17 protein-coding genes and 1 tRNA gene are annotated in these 14,132 nt (G+C 59.7%); 8 read left to right on the forward strand and 10 right to left on the reverse strand.

Annotated features, from left to right (window positions below; all coding sequences use genetic code 11):
• Positions 1-50 precede the first annotated feature (50 nt).
• Both ispH and ACN9MU_RS25835 read right to left on the reverse strand, forming a co-directional pair.
• Positions 51-989 carry a 4-hydroxy-3-methylbut-2-enyl diphosphate reductase gene (gene ispH, locus ACN9MU_RS25830; RefSeq protein ID WP_426163976.1) on the reverse strand — a complete coding sequence of 313 codons (939 nt, stop codon included), beginning with the start codon at positions 987-989 and terminating at the stop codon, positions 51-53.
• A gap of 6 nt (positions 990-995) precedes the next feature.
• Positions 996-1,439 carry an FKBP-type peptidyl-prolyl cis-trans isomerase gene (locus ACN9MU_RS25835; RefSeq protein WP_426163978.1) on the reverse strand — a complete coding sequence of 148 codons (444 nt, stop codon included), beginning with the start codon at positions 1,437-1,439 and terminating at the stop codon, positions 996-998.
• Between the two features lie 147 nt (positions 1,440-1,586).
• Here ACN9MU_RS25835 and radC point away from each other — a divergent pair, with 147 nt between their 5' ends.
• The 3 genes from radC to rpmG all read left to right on the forward strand — a co-directional run bounded on the left by radC (position 1,587) and on the right by rpmG (position 2,797).
• Positions 1,587-2,261 (forward strand): RadC family protein, encoded by a 675-nt coding sequence (radC, locus tag ACN9MU_RS25840; RefSeq protein ID WP_426163980.1) that lies wholly within the window; start codon positions 1,587-1,589, stop codon positions 2,259-2,261.
• Positions 2,262-2,378: 117 nt separating this feature from the next.
• Positions 2,379-2,615 (forward strand): 50S ribosomal protein L28, encoded by a 237-nt coding sequence (gene rpmB, locus ACN9MU_RS25845; RefSeq protein ID WP_008451488.1) that lies wholly within the window; start codon positions 2,379-2,381, stop codon positions 2,613-2,615.
• An 11-nt stretch (positions 2,616-2,626) separates the two neighbouring features.
• On the forward strand, positions 2,627-2,797 hold the full coding sequence (rpmG, locus tag ACN9MU_RS25850; protein ID WP_028101815.1) for a 50S ribosomal protein L33: 171 nt from the start codon (positions 2,627-2,629) through the stop codon (positions 2,795-2,797).
• Positions 2,798-2,858: 61 nt separating this feature from the next.
• Here the strand turns inward: rpmG and ACN9MU_RS25855 are convergent, their stop codons facing one another.
• From ACN9MU_RS25855 to ACN9MU_RS25890, 8 genes are all read right to left on the reverse strand, one after another.
• Complete coding sequence (locus ACN9MU_RS25855) at positions 2,859-3,455, reverse strand: hypothetical protein (RefSeq protein WP_426319015.1); 597 nt, start codon at positions 3,453-3,455, stop codon at positions 2,859-2,861.
• A 12-nt stretch (positions 3,456-3,467) separates the two neighbouring features.
• Positions 3,468-4,031 carry a hypothetical protein gene (locus ACN9MU_RS25860; RefSeq protein WP_426163987.1) on the reverse strand — a complete coding sequence of 188 codons (564 nt, stop codon included), beginning with the start codon at positions 4,029-4,031 and terminating at the stop codon, positions 3,468-3,470.
• Positions 4,032-4,096: 65 nt separating this feature from the next.
• A complete protein-coding gene (locus ACN9MU_RS25865) occupies positions 4,097-4,582 on the reverse strand; it encodes a hypothetical protein (RefSeq protein ID WP_426163989.1) in 486 nt (161 codons plus the stop codon).
• A gap of 154 nt (positions 4,583-4,736) precedes the next feature.
• Positions 4,737-5,933 (reverse strand): DesA family fatty acid desaturase, encoded by a 1,197-nt coding sequence (locus ACN9MU_RS25870; RefSeq protein ID WP_426319016.1) that lies wholly within the window; start codon positions 5,931-5,933, stop codon positions 4,737-4,739.
• 94 nt (positions 5,934-6,027) lie between these two features.
• A complete protein-coding gene (locus ACN9MU_RS25875) occupies positions 6,028-7,323 on the reverse strand; it encodes a mechanosensitive ion channel family protein (protein WP_426163994.1) in 1,296 nt (431 codons plus the stop codon).
• Positions 7,324-7,355: 32 nt separating this feature from the next.
• Positions 7,356-8,648, reverse strand: a complete 1,293-nt coding sequence (locus ACN9MU_RS25880; protein ID WP_426319017.1) for an RsmB/NOP family class I SAM-dependent RNA methyltransferase — start codon at positions 8,646-8,648, stop codon at positions 7,356-7,358.
• A 16-nt stretch (positions 8,649-8,664) separates the two neighbouring features.
• Positions 8,665-9,273, reverse strand: a complete 609-nt coding sequence (purN, locus tag ACN9MU_RS25885) for a phosphoribosylglycinamide formyltransferase (protein ID WP_426323854.1) — start codon at positions 9,271-9,273, stop codon at positions 8,665-8,667.
• Positions 9,274-9,353: 80 nt separating this feature from the next.
• The gene (locus tag ACN9MU_RS25890; protein WP_426163998.1) at positions 9,354-9,752 is read right to left on the reverse strand and encodes a barstar family protein; all 399 of its coding nucleotides are present in this window, start codon (positions 9,750-9,752) and stop codon (positions 9,354-9,356) included.
• 308 nt (positions 9,753-10,060) lie between these two features.
• On the opposite strand from ACN9MU_RS25890, the gene ACN9MU_RS25895 reads away from it, so the two are divergent.
• From ACN9MU_RS25895 to ACN9MU_RS25915, 5 genes are all read left to right on the forward strand, one after another.
• The gene (locus ACN9MU_RS25895) at positions 10,061-10,576 is read left to right on the forward strand and encodes a glycine zipper 2TM domain-containing protein (protein ID WP_426164000.1); all 516 of its coding nucleotides are present in this window, start codon (positions 10,061-10,063) and stop codon (positions 10,574-10,576) included.
• Positions 10,577-10,679: 103 nt separating this feature from the next.
• The gene (locus ACN9MU_RS25900) at positions 10,680-11,465 is read left to right on the forward strand and encodes a spermidine synthase (RefSeq protein WP_426319018.1); all 786 of its coding nucleotides are present in this window, start codon (positions 10,680-10,682) and stop codon (positions 11,463-11,465) included.
• A gap of 8 nt (positions 11,466-11,473) precedes the next feature.
• The gene (locus tag ACN9MU_RS25905) at positions 11,474-13,237 is read left to right on the forward strand and encodes a GspE/PulE family protein (protein WP_426164004.1); all 1,764 of its coding nucleotides are present in this window, start codon (positions 11,474-11,476) and stop codon (positions 13,235-13,237) included.
• Between the two features lie 58 nt (positions 13,238-13,295).
• A tRNA-Lys gene (locus ACN9MU_RS25910) sits at positions 13,296-13,371 on the forward strand.
• A gap of 167 nt (positions 13,372-13,538) precedes the next feature.
• Complete coding sequence (locus ACN9MU_RS25915; RefSeq protein ID WP_426319019.1) at positions 13,539-14,123, forward strand: LysE family translocator; 585 nt, start codon at positions 13,539-13,541, stop codon at positions 14,121-14,123.
• The last annotated feature ends 9 nt before the right edge of the window (positions 14,124-14,132 follow it).

Raw genomic sequence — 14,132 nt, forward strand, 5'->3', positions numbered from 1 at the left:
GGTTTCCGAAAAACTAATCGTGGAAAATCCGCAATATTCTAAATTAAATTTTATGCGCTGCGTCCTTCAAGCCCTTTTGGTAGCGGGAAAGTCACAGCTTCCTCGACGCCCTCCAGGGTACGCACGCTTTTCGCGCCCAGTTCCTTCAGGCGGTTGATGACCGCATCAACCAGCACTTCCGGCGCCGAAGCACCTGCGGTAACGCCGACGCGCAGCTTGCCTTCCAGCCAGGCCGGATCGATCTGGGCCGCGTTGTCCACCATATAGGCCGGGGTGCCCTTCTTCTCCGCTACTTCGCGCAGGCGGTTCGAATTGGAGCTGTTTGGCGAGCCCACGACAATCACCACTTCCACCTGCGGCGCCATGAATTTCACGGCTTCCTGGCGGTTGGTGGTGGCGTAGCAGATGTCGCCTTTTTTCGGCTCAATAATATTCGGGTATTTTGCCTTGAGGGCTTCGATGATTTGTGCCGTATCATCCACGGAAAGTGTCGTTTGCGACACATAGGCCACCTGGTCCGGATTCTTGACCTGCAGGCCGGCCACATCTTCCACGGTTTCGACCAGGTACATGCCCTCGTCGGTCTGGCCCATGGTGCCTTCGACTTCAGGATGGCCGTCGTGGCCGATCATGATGATCTCGCAGCCCTGCTTGCGCATCTTGGCCACTTCCACGTGCACCTTGGTCACCAGCGGACAGGTGGCATCGAAGATCGACAGGCCGCGCGATTCCGCTTCGGCACGCACGGCTTTCGACACGCCGTGCGCCGAGAACACCAGGGTATTGCCGGCCGGGACATCGTCCAGTTCTTCGATGAAGATGGCGCCCTTGGCGCGCAGGTCTTCCACCACATAGGCGTTGTGCACGATTTCGTGGCGCACGTAGATCGGCGCGCCAAACTGCTGCAGCGCGCGCTCGACGATCTCGATGGCGCGGTCAACGCCGGCGCAGAAGCCGCGCGGCTGGGCGAGGAGGATTTCTTTGTCCATGTTCTTTTACAGCACAGAGATAAGGTTCACTTCAAACTTCACCGGCTGGCCAGCCAGCGGGTGGTTGAAGTCGAAGATGGCAACGTCGTCGCGCAGTTCGCGCAGCACGCCGGCAAAGCGGCCGCCTTTGGGCGCGTTGAAGTCGACCAGGTCGCCAATCTTGTATTCATTGTCCGGATCGGAATTTTCTTCCAGCGTAGCACGGGACACGGCCTGCACCAGGTCCGGGTTGCGCGGGCCGAAGCCTTCGCCCGGCGCCAGTTCGAACACCTTGTGCGTGCCTTCAGGCAGGCCGATCAGCAGCGCTTCCAGGTTAGGCGCCAACTGGCCCTGGCCCAGCATCAACGTGGCAGGGTTGCCTTCGAAGGTGGAAACGATATTGGCGCCATCCAGGGAGGCAAGGCGGTAATGCAGGGTGAGGTAAGCCGAAGCAGTGACAACGTTAGACATGGAAACAACTCTGGTGACGGGCAAACCTCTATTGTAAGCCATCGGGCGGCGCACGGCGCTGCGGCCCGCCCCTAGACCTGCGCAAAACCTGACCCAGCGCAAATTGCCCCCTCCTCCCGCGCCAGATAATGGGCGACGGAGGTGACCATGGCAATTTCCGACTGGCCCGAACAACTGCGCCCGCGCGAGCGATTGTTAAAAGCCGGGCCGCAGGCCCTGTCCGACGCCGAGCTCCTGGCGATCTTCCTGCGGGTGGGCATTCCCGGCAAGGATGCGGTGGCGCTGGCGACCGACCTGCTGGGGCGCTTCGGCTCCCTGCGCGCCCTGATCCACGCCAGCCGCGCCGACTTCACGGCCATGCCGGGCCTGGGCGCCGCCAAGTACGCCCAACTGCAGGCTGTTGTCGAACTGGCACGCCGCGCGATCTCCGAGGAAATGAGTGCCGGCGAAGAGCTTTCCTCGCCGCATGCCGTGAAAGACTTCCTGCGCCTCTCGCTGGCAGGCCAGCCTTATGAATCCTTCCACGTCCTGTTCCTGGACGTCAAAAACCGCCTGATCGAAGCCTGCGAATTGTTTCGCGGCACGCTCACGCATACCAGCGTCTATCCACGCGAGGTGGTGCGGGAAGCGCTGGCCCGCAATGCCGCAGCCGTCATGCTGGCCCATAACCACCCTTCAGGGTCGCCCGCCCCGAGCGAGTCGGACGTGCTGCTGACACGGGCGCTGGTGCAGGCTTTGGCATTGGTGGATATACGGATTCTTGACCACTTTGTCGTTGCCGGGCACCAAGTGCATTCCTTCGCAGAACATGGTCAAATCTAATTGTTAAATTTTGCGTTTTAATGTGACACAATTGTTTTTCGCAAGTGCTTGAAAATCTTGAGAAATTTCCATATACTCTTGTTTTTCCAATTTCGGAAGTAATTCAAGGAGTGTGCCATGGCACGTGTTTGCCAAGTTACTGGGAAGAAGCCGATGGTCGGCAACAATGTTTCCCACGCAAACAACAAAACCAAGCGTCGTTTCCTGCCAAACCTGCAGAACCGTCGTATTTTTGTTGAATCTGAAAACCGCTGGGTCTCCCTGCGTCTGTCTAACGCCGGTCTGCGCGTAATCGACAAGGTCGGCATCGACGCCGTCCTGGCCGACATGCGTGCACGTGGCGAGAAAGTTTAATAGGGAGCTGAATCATGGCAAAAACTGGCCGCGACAAGATCAAGCTGGAATCGACCGCTGGTACTGGTCACTTCTACACCACGACCAAGAACAAGCGCACCATGCCTTCCAAAATGGAAATCATGAAGTTCGATCCTAAAGCACGCAAGCACGTGATGTACAAGGAAACCAAGATCAAGTAATCGATCTTCGGTTCGAACAAAAAACCGCCCCTCGGGGCGGTTTTTTTATGGCTGCAGCAGCTCAGTTAAGCGCTGGCAATTGCGCATTGAGCAATTCGTTCTGCATCTTCAGCATGGCAGCTTCGGCCGCGCGCTTTCCGGACAGTCCGACATCTGCCTTGAATTCGCTGAATGTGGCCTGGCCATTGCCGGTCGCCTTCCTGGTATCGACCAGCTTGCCGTTCTTGTCCTTGATTTCGCATTGCAGGTTGACGGTATAGTCGGTCGGCGGCCAGGTGAAGGCGCTGGACGAATCGGAGCTGACCGTAATGGTCGGCGTGATCAGGTAGCTGATCCCTTTGGCTGCCATGGCCTCGCGATCATCGGCGCTTTTCACCTTGATGGCGCCATCGAACACATTGCTCAGCATCTTGTAGAAGCTGGTCTCCAGGTCGCGGTATGGATAAGAGGTGACCTTGTCGCCGCCGCCGCCCGGAGTCACGACCTCCTGCGCCAGCAAGTCGGCCGGGATAAAGTAGGCCACCTTGGCCTGGCTCTTCGGCTTGGCATCGGCTGGCAAGGCGATCTGATCGAGCTTGGGAGAAATCATTACCGGGTGCGCGCAACCGGTCAGGATCGCGGCCGCCGCCAGCAGGAATGCGAACTTAAGACTTTTCATGGTCCGCTCTCTTTACTTGATGGCTTTGACGAACTCAGGGTCCGCATACAGCGAAGCCAACAGCTTTTGCACGGTATTGTGGTAACCGGTGACTGCGGCTGGGATGGCCGTGGCGCCGATGAAGGACGACTCCCAGGAGTTATCGACCGTCTTCACGCTTTCATAGACGGAGACGCCACCCTTGCTGACAACAAAGCGGGCCGAAATACTTGCGGTACCGGTGCTGAAGCCGGAGGCATCCAGCGCATTCTTTTCGAGTTTGCCGGTCACCAGGGTGTCGGAGCCAACCACCAGCTTGTTGGCCAGGGACAGTTCCTGGCGCAGCGCTTCGGCTACGTAAGCGCCATAATTGCCGCCAACCGGCGAGGACATAGAACTGCCGCGGATCGACAGGGTGACCGGGGTATCCGTGCCGGCTGGCGCACTGAATTCACCGACCTTGGCCTTCACATCGCCCATATTGTTCAGGGTAGCGACGTTGTCCATGGAGGGAGTGTAATTGGGTGCCGTCATGGCGCAACCCGACAATGCAGCAACAGCAACAACCATCAAACCCAGCGAAGCGAAAGATTTCATATTTCCTCAGAGAAGTTGTGAAAATACTTATTATCTCTTTGGTAAATACTCTTTCGCAACATTATTTACTTGTCACAACCACCTTCTGTCTGAAGTTGGAGACGTTTTCCAGCGTGGATCGCTTTCACTTTCCCATCCAGCGTGATGTAGCGGACAGCCAGCTCACGGTCGCCTGTTTCCACCATCAGCCAGTCGGCATGCTGGGGATGCGGCCTGACCGCGTCGCCATAGACCCGCTGCAGCTTGGAAACCGGATCGCCGATCCGCACGCCACGATCGGCGCCAAAACCCCCTGATACGTCGACCCGAACGAGCACTTTCTTCACAAAAGTCACTTCCACTTTCGGGTAACGCTTGGAGCGCGCCACGCGGCATACCTTGTCTTCCGTGATCATCGAGTCCGCTTCCAGGCCGCCAAAGGTCTTGCCCAGGTTTTCATAACGTGCGCCGACCTTGTAGGGACCCAGGCCCTCCGGCTTGATTTGCCAGTTCGCTGCCGCATGCGCACTTCCGGCCAGCATTAACGCCAGCGGCAAAATTAAGCGTTTCAAAACTGCCTCCATAGAATTAATTTCCGAAAGGCAACAGCATACCTGCAAGGCAGGGATCACGCCAACACGAATTGCGCTTCCGTCCGGGGTCTTTGGTTTTCCTCAAAAACAAAACGGCCCCGCAGGGCCGTCTTGTCGCAAGGGTCGATCAGGCTTACGCGTAGCTGCGCAGGCGCATCGAGAATTCCTGCAGGGACTTGATGCCCGACGCCTCCGCACGCTCGCACCAGTCTTGCAGCTTCTGCACCAGCTCATCGCGGGTGAAGTGCGAACGCTCCCACAGCATGCCCAGTTCCACGCGCATATTGTGCATGGTTTCCAGCGCCTTCGAGTGCTGGAACAGTTCCACCAGTTGCTGCTTCTGCGGGGCTTCCAGCTTGCCTGGCTCGCGCTGCAGCAGCTTGCGCGATGACTTCAGGAAGCGCGATTCCAGCTGCGATTTGTCCTTCAGCTGCGCCAGTTCTTCCTTCCAGGCGTGCTTGACGGACTTGGCGTACTTGGCCATCACGTCGTAGCGGTTGGCGATCACGGACTGCAGGGTTTCGAAGTCGGCCTTCACCTTGGCGGTGTCGAACTTGGGCTTCGGCGGCATCTTCTTCACTTTGGCCATGCCGATCATTTCCATGGCGCGGATATAGCCCCAGCCGATGTCGAACTCATACCACTTGGACGACAGCTTGGCCGAAGTCGCATAGGTGTGGTGGTTGTTGTGAAGTTCTTCGCCGCCGATGATGATGCCCCAAGGGATGATGTTGGTCGCGGCATCGGAGCAGTCGTAATTGCGGTAGCCCCACCAGTGGCCGATGCCGTTGATGATGCCGGCTGCAGTCACAGGAATCCACAGCATCTGCACGGCCCACACGGTAATGCCCTTGGCGCCGAACAGGATGAAGTCGATGATCAGCATCAGCGCCACGCCCTGCCAGCTGAAGCGCGAGTACAGGTTCTTCTCGATCCAGTCGTCAGGGGTGCCGTGGCCATACTTCTCCATGGTTTCCTTGTTCTTGGATTCAGCGCGGTACAGCTCGGCGCCTTCCCAGAACACTTTCTTGATGCCCTTGGTGACCGGGCTGTGCGGATCTTCTTCGGTATCGCACTTGGCGTGGTGCTTGCGGTGGATGGCAGCCCATTCCTTGGTCACCTGGCCGGTGGTCAGCCACAGCCAGAAGCGGAAGAAGTGCGAAGGGATCGCGTGCAGTTCCAATGCGCGGTGCGCCTGGTGGCGATGCAGGAAGATCGTCACGCTGGCGATGGTGATGTGGGTCAGGATCAGCGTCACGCCAACCGTCGCCCAGGCACTGAGGCCAGTTACGCCATTGCTGATGAAATCGAGAACTGCGTTTAAATCCATTACAACTCCAAATGAAGGGACTCCGAATAGGCGTCATTGTACGCGCATTCGAGGGTGATTTGAGGAAGGATTTCCCTTGGGCACTGATTATTTTTTAGGCAGACTGCTGCGGCAGAGGGCCCAGCAGGCGAATCTCACGTTGCGGGAACGGTACAGAAATCCCGTTTTCTTTCAAGGACTTCCAGATTGCCCGATTGACATCGGAGGTCACGCCGCCACGCCCGTTTTCCGGATCAGCAATCCAGAAAGCCAGCGCCAGCTCCAGGCCATCCGCCCCGAATGCTTGCAGCATGCCGGACGGCGGCTTGTCCTTCATGACACGCTCGATGCTGAGGGCCGCGTCTTCCATCAGCTTGAGCACGAAGTCCACATCGCTGTCATAGCCAACCGTCACGCGCGTGATGATCACCACGGCCGGATTGGACAGGGAAGAATTCTGCACCGCCCCCGACACCAGCATTTCGTTCGGCACGATGGATTCAACGCCATCGGTCCCCTGCAGCACGGTGTAGCGGGTATTGATCTGGGTGACCTGGCCGGTGTACTTGTCCACCGTGATCACGTTGCCGATGGTCAGGCTGCGGTCCAGCAGGATGATGAAGCCCGACACATAGTTGCTGGCGATCTTCTGCAAACCAAGACCGAGGCCGACACCCAGCGCACCGCCAAACACCGACAGCACGGTCAGGTCGATGCCCACCAGCGACAGGCTGACCAGCACCGCCACCAGGATCAGCACCGCGCGGCCCATGCGCGCGAACACCACGCGCAGGTTGGAATGCATGGTGTGCAGGTTCATCAGCTTCTCTTCGAGCGCCGCGCCAGCCCACATGGCCAACAGCAGCAGCACCACGACCGATACCGCCGCCTGCAGTATGGTGGCGATCGACACCTTGTGCTTGCCGAGCGGGATCAGCGTATCGTCGAGGAAGTCGAAGATGTCCTGGTAAAAGCCGGTGATATACAACACGAAGGCCAGCCACACCAGCAGCTGGAAAGCCTTCTCGAAATTCTGCATCCCCTCGCCTACCACGCCGCCGCGCGAAAACACGCGGCGCAGCAGGTAAAAGCCGAAGCGGATCACCGCGAGCGAGCTGAAAATCGGCAGCGCCAGATTGACCAGATTGGTGTGGAAATGCATCCGGCCCAGCACTTTCTGCGAGGCCCACAGCAGCACCACGATGAGCAAGGGCCCGACGACGCGGCCGAAGCTCTCCAGGCCAAAGCGCGCCACACCGTTGTCCGCAGTACGCGCCTTCATGCCGCGCCACAGGAAGCGCGACAAGGTCCAGCCCAGCAAGACAGACAGCGCGATCGCGCCCACCTGCCACATCAGGCTCGGATCGCGCAGATCCCCCAGCAAATCATCCAGCAATTTCGCTAACGGCATCGTTCGGAATTCTCCTTATGGTCGCTGGGCTGTTACTCTTCGTCGGCCTTGGCAGGCTTGGCCATAGGCTTGCGTTCGAAGACGGCGGCGAAGAAGCCGTCGGTCTGGTGCTTGTGCGGCAGCAGCTTCAGGTAGTCGCCCATCTCGAGGTTGGCGATCTTTTGTTCCGCCAGTACTTTGGACATCGGGACCAGCTCGAAATCCGGATGGGTTTCGATGAACTGCTTGGCGACGGCGTCGTTCTCTTCCTCCAGCAGCGAGCAGGTGGCGTACACCAGGCGGCCACCACCTTTGACCAGGCGCGCGGCGCCGTCCAGGATCGAAACCTGCTTCTCGTGCATCTCGGCGATCGCACCTTCCGGCTGGCGCCACTTCACGTCGGGATTGCGGCGCAGCGTGCCCATGCCGGAGCATGGCGCGTCCACCAGCACGCGGTCGATCTTACCTGCAAGGCGCTTGACCTTCGCGTCCTTTTCGTGCGCGATGGCGACCGGGTGCACATTCGACAGGCCGGAACGCGCCAGGCGCGGTTTGAGCTTGCTCAAACGCTTTTCGGAGACGTCGAAGGCATACAGGCGGCCGGTATTGCGCATCTGCGCGCCCAGGGCCAACGTCTTGCCGCCGGCGCCGGCGCAGAAGTCCACCACCATCTCGCCGCGCTTGGCACCGAGGATCTGGGCCAGCAGCTGGCTGCCTTCGTCCTGCACTTCGATCGCGCCGGACTTGAACAGCGGCAGGTTTTGCAGCGCCGGCTTTTTCTTCAGGCGCAGGCCCAGCGGGGCGAATGGCGTCGGCTCGGCCACGATGGGCGCAGTCGCCAGTTCGGCTACCACGGCATCGCGGTCGGTCTTCATGGCGTTGACGCGCAGGTCCAGCGGCGCCGGGGTGTTCAGCGCGTCGGCCAGAGCCAGGGTTTCGTCTTCGCCGTATTGGGCGACCAGCTTGTCGAACAGCCACTTCGGCATGTTCGCGCGCATCGATTTGTGCAGCAGCGAGCGGTCGATTTCCAGCTGGCGCTTCAGCCATTCGGATTCTTCTTCGCTCAGGCCCGGCAGCGCATCGATGCCGACGGCATCGGCCATGCCCAGCAGCACCAGGCGGCGCATGGTGGCGCCGCCGGCACCGGCTTCGGCGCGGTCGGTGAAGAAGGCTTTGTTACGCAGCACGGCGTACACGGATTCGGCAATGGCGCCGCGCTCGCGGCCGCCCAGCTTCGGGTGCGATTTGAAGAAATGCGACAGGGTGGTGTCGGCCGGCGCGGTGAAGCGCATGATTTCACGCAGCACGTTTTCGGCGCTGGTGAGGACGTATGGTGGCAAACGCATGGTATTCTTTCTCTATTCAGTTGCGGTCAATATCGACCTTGCCATCTTCGACCCTCAATCGGCCTTCAACGAACCAGCGGATAGCACGCGGGTACATGATCCATTCCTGTTCCAGCACGCGCGCCGCCAGCATGTCGGCGGTGTCGCCCGGCAGGACAGGCACGGATACCTGGTCCACCAGCGGACCGTGGTCCAATTCGGCAGTCACGAAGTGCACGGTGGCGCCGTGCGTGGCCGCGCCGGATGCCAGCGCCTGCTCATGCGTGCGCAATCCTGGGAACAGCGGCAGCAGCGATGGGTGGATATTCAGCATGCGGTTTTCGTAGTGGCTGACGAAACCCGGCGTGAGGATGCGCATGAAGCCGGCCAGCACCACCAGGTCGGGGCTGAAGCCGTCGATGACTTCCTGCAGCGCAGCATCGAATGCTTCGCGGCTAGGGTAATCCTTGTTGCTGACTACTGCGGTCGGAATGCCGTGCGAGGCCGCGAATTCGAGGCCCTTGGCGTCCGCCTTATTGCTGATGACGGCGGCAATGCGGGCGGGCCATTGTTCGGCCTTGGCTGCACGGACCACCGCTTCCATATTGCTTCCGCGTCCGGAAATGAGGATGACGATGTTTTTCATGGCCGCCATTGTACCTGCTCGGGCGAGCCAACGCGACATTATGCTGCTGCGCAGCAAACTATGCAAGCGGGGAATTGAACTTACTCGAAAGAGTAGAAGACGCGGAACGGTACTTTCTTTTCTGCCCAGAAATCAGCGGCATCGCGGAATACATCCAGCAGGCACTCGCGTGCTTCGCGGTCGAACTTTTGCGTGTTTGGCAACTGCTCCAGCACGATCAGGAAGCCCGGCTGCGGGCCGGCCTTGTCCATCGTTTCGGTCAGAGTCAGGCGCAGGGCGTCGAAATTCTTGGAATGCGGTTTAGGGATGTGGAAAGACTCGGCAATAATGCCCAGGACTTGCTGTTTGGTCAGGCCGGCATTGCAATGCGCATACAAGAAGTGCTGCCCCAGGCGCGCTGCCTCGTCCTGCAGCTCTGCCACGCGGAAGGCGCGAATAGACTGGACTAGATTAGGCGGCACAGTTATCAACAAACTCATCTTTCCCTCAAATCGACCTATCAAGTACAAGCCGTAGGCGGGTCAATGCGCCGGGGCCGGAGCTTTCGTTTCTCCCTGTCAATCTGATTCCACGCCATAAGGGTAACGTGTTGTACTCTATGAATCAACCCGAAAGTGAGTCCTAACGCAAGTTTTGTTAAAAACTTACCATATTAACCCAAAAGCATGGGGTTACATTTTGTTGCCTTACTTCCCCCAAGGATACAAGCCTTGGCGTTAATATTTAGGCGTGCAATTCCAATTAAACCCAAGCGAACTGCCAAAAAGACAGAAACGAGGTAAACAAAATGAAAGCCAAAACTAAATTGTTTTTCGCAGCCCTGAGCCTCGGCGCCGTTCCGCTGGCGCAGGCCCAAGCAATCGATTTTGAGGATTACGGCCGGGTGACCCGCGTCACGCCTGTGACCGAGCAGATCAACCGTCCGCGCCAGGAATGCCGCACCGAGTACGTCCAGGTGCAGCAGCCGCAGGAACGCGGCGTCGGCGGCAGTATCCTTGGTGGTATCCTGGGCGCGGCAGTCGGTAGCCAGGTCGGCTCCGGCCACGGCAAGACCGCCGCCACCGCTGCCGGCGCGATTGCCGGCGCCGTGATCGGCGACCGCACCCAGAATTCGAACGCCCAGCCGGGCGCCGTGCAGGAGCAGGCCGTCAAGCAGTGCCGCATGGTTGATTCTTTCGAAACCCGCACCACCGGCTATAACGTGGAGTACGATTACCGCGGCCGTAACTACACCAGTTTCATGAGCCACGACCCGGGCCAGCGTATCCGCCTGCGTGTAAATGTTGAACCGATGAATAATTAAGTTCCGGGGCCACCTCTCCTTCCCCGGACTGCCGGCCAGCGATGGCCGGCAGTTTTCATTTGGACGCTTGCTTGTAAGCAAGATAACGCGGGATAATGCCGCCATGCTGATCAAACGTAAATCCATCGAAAAAGAAGAGTCTTCGCGTCCCGCCACGCGAAAACCCAAGTTTGCCCCGGTCACGCTGTCCGAATTGGACGGTGTGCGCTACCTGCATTTCGGCACCGAGTGGGTGCAAGGCGCCATGCGCATCCGCAAGCCGGATTGGCCGGAACTGGAGTACGCTCAACAGATGATGGCCTGGATGCTTTGGAACGATGCGCCGACCCACGTCGCCCAACTGGGCCTGGGCACCGGCGCGCTGACCAAGTTCTGCTACAAGCATTTCCCTGAAGCGCAAGTCACCACGGTGGAACTGAATCCGTCGGTGATCAACATCTGCTATTCCATGTTCAAGCTGCCCGACAATGACGGCCGCCTCAACGTGGTCGAGATGGATGCGATGGATTACGTCACCAACCCGGACAACCACGGCACGCTGGACGCGCTGCAGGTCGACCTTTACGACGCCACTGCGCGCGGCCCGGTGCTCGACACGCCTGAGTTCTACCAGGCTTGCGCCGCCTGCCTGAATGACGATGGCATCATGACCATCAACCTGTTCGGCGACCATCCAAGCTACGCCAAGAACCTGAAGGCGATGAAGTTCGCCTTCCCGCAAGTGGTGTCGCTGCCGGAAGTCCATGACGGGAACGTGGTGGCAATCGCCTTCAAGACTCGCCGCAACATCGACGTGACTGCGCTGGCCGACCGCGCCGCGCAAATCGTCGCCGAAACAAAATTGCCCGCAAAGTCCTGGCTCAAAGGACTCAAAGCCGCACTCGCATAAGGTCACACATGGCAAAAGCGCTCGATCTTCAAGTTATCTTCACCTGGCTGCTGGCTGATGGAATGGTCGAGAAAGCCGAAGTCAAAGGGCTGTACGCGCAGGCCCAAGGCATCCTGCGCAACACGCCGGGCGCCATGCATCCGCTCAGCGCCGTGGCGCACTGCAAGCTGGTATCGGCCAAGAGCGGCAAGCTGCTGACGCTGGACGTGCTGACCGAATGGCTGGCCCAGCGCGCCAAGCTGCCCTTCTACCGCATCGACCCGCTGAAGATCGACTTCACCAAGGTGGCGGACGTGATGTCGGCCAGCTATGCGGCGCGCTTCAACATCCTGCCGGTGGAAATCACGCCGGACACGCTGACCGTGGCCACCGCCGATCCGTTCGCGCTGGAGTGGGAAGGGGAAATCGCCAAGGTCGCGCGCCGCGTCATCAAGCGCGTGATCTCGAACCCGCTCGATATTTCCCAGTACACCTCGCAGTTCTTCTCGCTGGCCAAGTCGATCAAGCACGCCAACAAGAATACTGGCCAGGACATCGCCCTGCGCAACAACTTCGAGCAGCTGGTCGAGCTGGGCAAGATGAACAAGACGGTCGATGCCAACGACCAGCACGTGATCAATATCGTCGACTGGCTGTGGCAGTACGCCTTCGAACAGCGCGCGTCGGACATCCACCTCGAGCCCAAGCGCGAACTCGGCACCATCCGTTTCCGGATCGACGGCGTGCTGCACCAGGTCTACCAGGTGCCGGCGGTGGTGATGATCGCGATGACCGCCCGCATCAAGCTGCTGGGCCGCATGGACGTGATCGAGAAACGCCGCCCACAGGATGGCCGTATCAAGACCCGCACCGCCGGCGGCCAGGAAATCGAATTGCGTTTGTCGACCCTGCCGACCGCCTTCGGCGAAAAGCTGGTCATGCGTATCTTCGACCCGGAAGTGGTGGTGAAGACCTTGCCGGAGCTGGGCTTCCCACCGGAAGACGCCAAGCGCTGGGATTCGCTGACCAACCGTCCGCACGGCATCATCCTCGTCACCGGCCCGACCGGCTCGGGCAAGACCACCACCCTGTACACCACGCTGAAAACGCTGGCGACGCCAGAGGTCAACGTCTGTACCGTGGAAGACCCGATCGAGATGGTCGAAGCCTCGTTCAACCAGATGCAGGTGCAGCCCGGCATCGACCTGACTTTCGCCGACGGCGTGCGCGCCCTGATGCGGCAAGACCCCGACATCATCATGGTCGGCGAGATCCGCGACCTGGAGACTGCGGAGATGGCGATCCAGGCCGCGCTGACCGGCCACCTGGTGCTGTCCACGCTGCACACCAATGATGCGCCATCGGCCGTGATGCGCTTGCTGGAGCTGGGCGTGCCTTACTACATGCTGGAAGCAACGCTGATCGGCATCATGGCGCAGCGCCTGGTGCGCACGCTGTGCGTGGACTGCAAGGAGGAAGGCGGCGAGCTGGCCGACGATCTCTGGCAGGGCCTGAGCGGCGGCTGGGATATCGGCAAGCCGGAAAAGGTATATCGCCCCGTCGGCTGCCCCGAGTGCCGCCAGACCGGCTTCCGCGGCCGCACCGGCATCTACGAGCTGCTCACCACCAGCGAATCGTTCAACACCATGCTGGAAGAAGAAACCGACATCACCGCCCTGCGCAAGCAGGCGGTCGCCGAAGGCATGGTCCCGTTGCGCATTGCCGGCGCTTTCAAGGTGCGCGAAGGCGTGACCACGGCGGAGGAAGTGCTCAAGGTTACCGCCATGGGGTGACGCAAAAAAAAGGGACTTTGCAAACGCCAAAATCCTCGTATATAATACGGCCTCTTTCGGGTCGTTAGCTCAGTTGGTAGAGCAGCGGACTTTTAATCCGTTGGTCGCAGGTTCGAGCCCCGCACGGCCTACCAGAATGAACAGGAAAGCCTCGTCTTCGGACGAGGCTTTTTTGTTTCTGCTGCCAACTGTAGCAGTCGTTCGACTGATACAGCATGACTCCCATCCCCCCGCCTTGTGTCTTGTTCGCCCTGTGCCGCGATCCTAGACTGTGCCATTCCTTCGTTGCGGATTGCACACCATGATCGACCTCCTGCCCCTGGCGAGCTATTGCCTCGTCATGTCGGCCACGCCTGGGCCAAACAACGTCATGCTCGCCATCACGGGCGCCAATTTCGGCGGTCGCGGCGCATTGCCGGTCATCCTCGGCATCCAGGCCGGCGTTTTCGTGCAAACCATGCTGATGTGCGTGGGGCTGGGAAGCCTCTTCGTCACCTACCCATTGGCGCAACAGGTGCTGCGCGTCGCGGGCTCACTGTATCTCATCTACCTTGCCTGGAAACTCAGCGGAGCTTCGGCGGATGGTGTGCGCGCTTCCAAGGCCGTGTCCTTCACCCAGGCTACCGTCTTCCAGGCGCTTAATCCCAAAAGCTGGCTGAAAGCCATTACCGTGGCATCGGTGTTCATGCCCGCGCAGGACAATGCCTTCGCCAATGCACTGCAGGCGTCGGTCATTGGCATGCTTGTAGGGGCTCCCTGCAATTTCATGTGGGCCCTGTTTGGCATGTCGATCCGGCGCTTGCTCGACGACCCGCGCAAGCAACGCGCATTCAACCTGGCCATGGGTGCGGCCTTGCTGGTCCTGGCCCTGATGTTTTTACGCTAGACTCTCGTC

Origin of the sequence: Pseudoduganella sp. R-32, assembly GCF_049913245.1 — a bacterium.
GTDB lineage: Bacteria > Pseudomonadota > Gammaproteobacteria > Burkholderiales > Burkholderiaceae_D > Rugamonas.

Excerpts from the sequence above, each read along its gene's own strand:
- ACN9MU_RS25900 (WP_426319018.1), top strand. The coding sequence starts at position 10,680 with ATGCTGATCAAACGTAAATCCATCGAAAAAGAAGAGTCTTCGCGTCCC.
- ACN9MU_RS25895 (WP_426164000.1), top strand. The coding sequence starts at position 10,061 with ATGAAAGCCAAAACTAAATTGTTTTTCGCAGCCCTGAGCCTCGGCGCC.
- ispH (WP_426163976.1), bottom strand. The coding sequence starts at position 989 with ATGGACAAAGAAATCCTCCTCGCCCAGCCGCGCGGCTTCTGCGCCGGC.
- ACN9MU_RS25855 (WP_426319015.1), bottom strand. The coding sequence starts at position 3,455 with ATGAAAAGTCTTAAGTTCGCATTCCTGCTGGCGGCGGCCGCGATCCTG.
- ACN9MU_RS25905 (WP_426164004.1), top strand. The coding sequence starts at position 11,474 with ATGGCAAAAGCGCTCGATCTTCAAGTTATCTTCACCTGGCTGCTGGCT.
- ACN9MU_RS25890 (WP_426163998.1), bottom strand. The coding sequence starts at position 9,752 with ATGAGTTTGTTGATAACTGTGCCGCCTAATCTAGTCCAGTCTATTCGC.
- ACN9MU_RS25875 (WP_426163994.1), bottom strand. The coding sequence starts at position 7,323 with ATGCCGTTAGCGAAATTGCTGGATGATTTGCTGGGGGATCTGCGCGAT.
- ACN9MU_RS25835 (WP_426163978.1), bottom strand. The coding sequence starts at position 1,439 with ATGTCTAACGTTGTCACTGCTTCGGCTTACCTCACCCTGCATTACCGC.
- ACN9MU_RS25870 (WP_426319016.1), bottom strand. The coding sequence starts at position 5,933 with ATGGATTTAAACGCAGTTCTCGATTTCATCAGCAATGGCGTAACTGGC.
- ACN9MU_RS25880 (WP_426319017.1), bottom strand. The coding sequence starts at position 8,648 with ATGCGTTTGCCACCATACGTCCTCACCAGCGCCGAAAACGTGCTGCGT.
- ACN9MU_RS25915 (WP_426319019.1), top strand. The coding sequence starts at position 13,539 with ATGATCGACCTCCTGCCCCTGGCGAGCTATTGCCTCGTCATGTCGGCC.
- ACN9MU_RS25860 (WP_426163987.1), bottom strand. The coding sequence starts at position 4,031 with ATGAAATCTTTCGCTTCGCTGGGTTTGATGGTTGTTGCTGTTGCTGCA.
- radC (WP_426163980.1), top strand. The coding sequence starts at position 1,587 with ATGGCAATTTCCGACTGGCCCGAACAACTGCGCCCGCGCGAGCGATTG.
- rpmB (WP_008451488.1), top strand. The coding sequence starts at position 2,379 with ATGGCACGTGTTTGCCAAGTTACTGGGAAGAAGCCGATGGTCGGCAAC.
- purN (WP_426323854.1), bottom strand. The coding sequence starts at position 9,273 with ATGAAAAACATCGTCATCCTCATTTCCGGACGCGGAAGCAATATGGAA.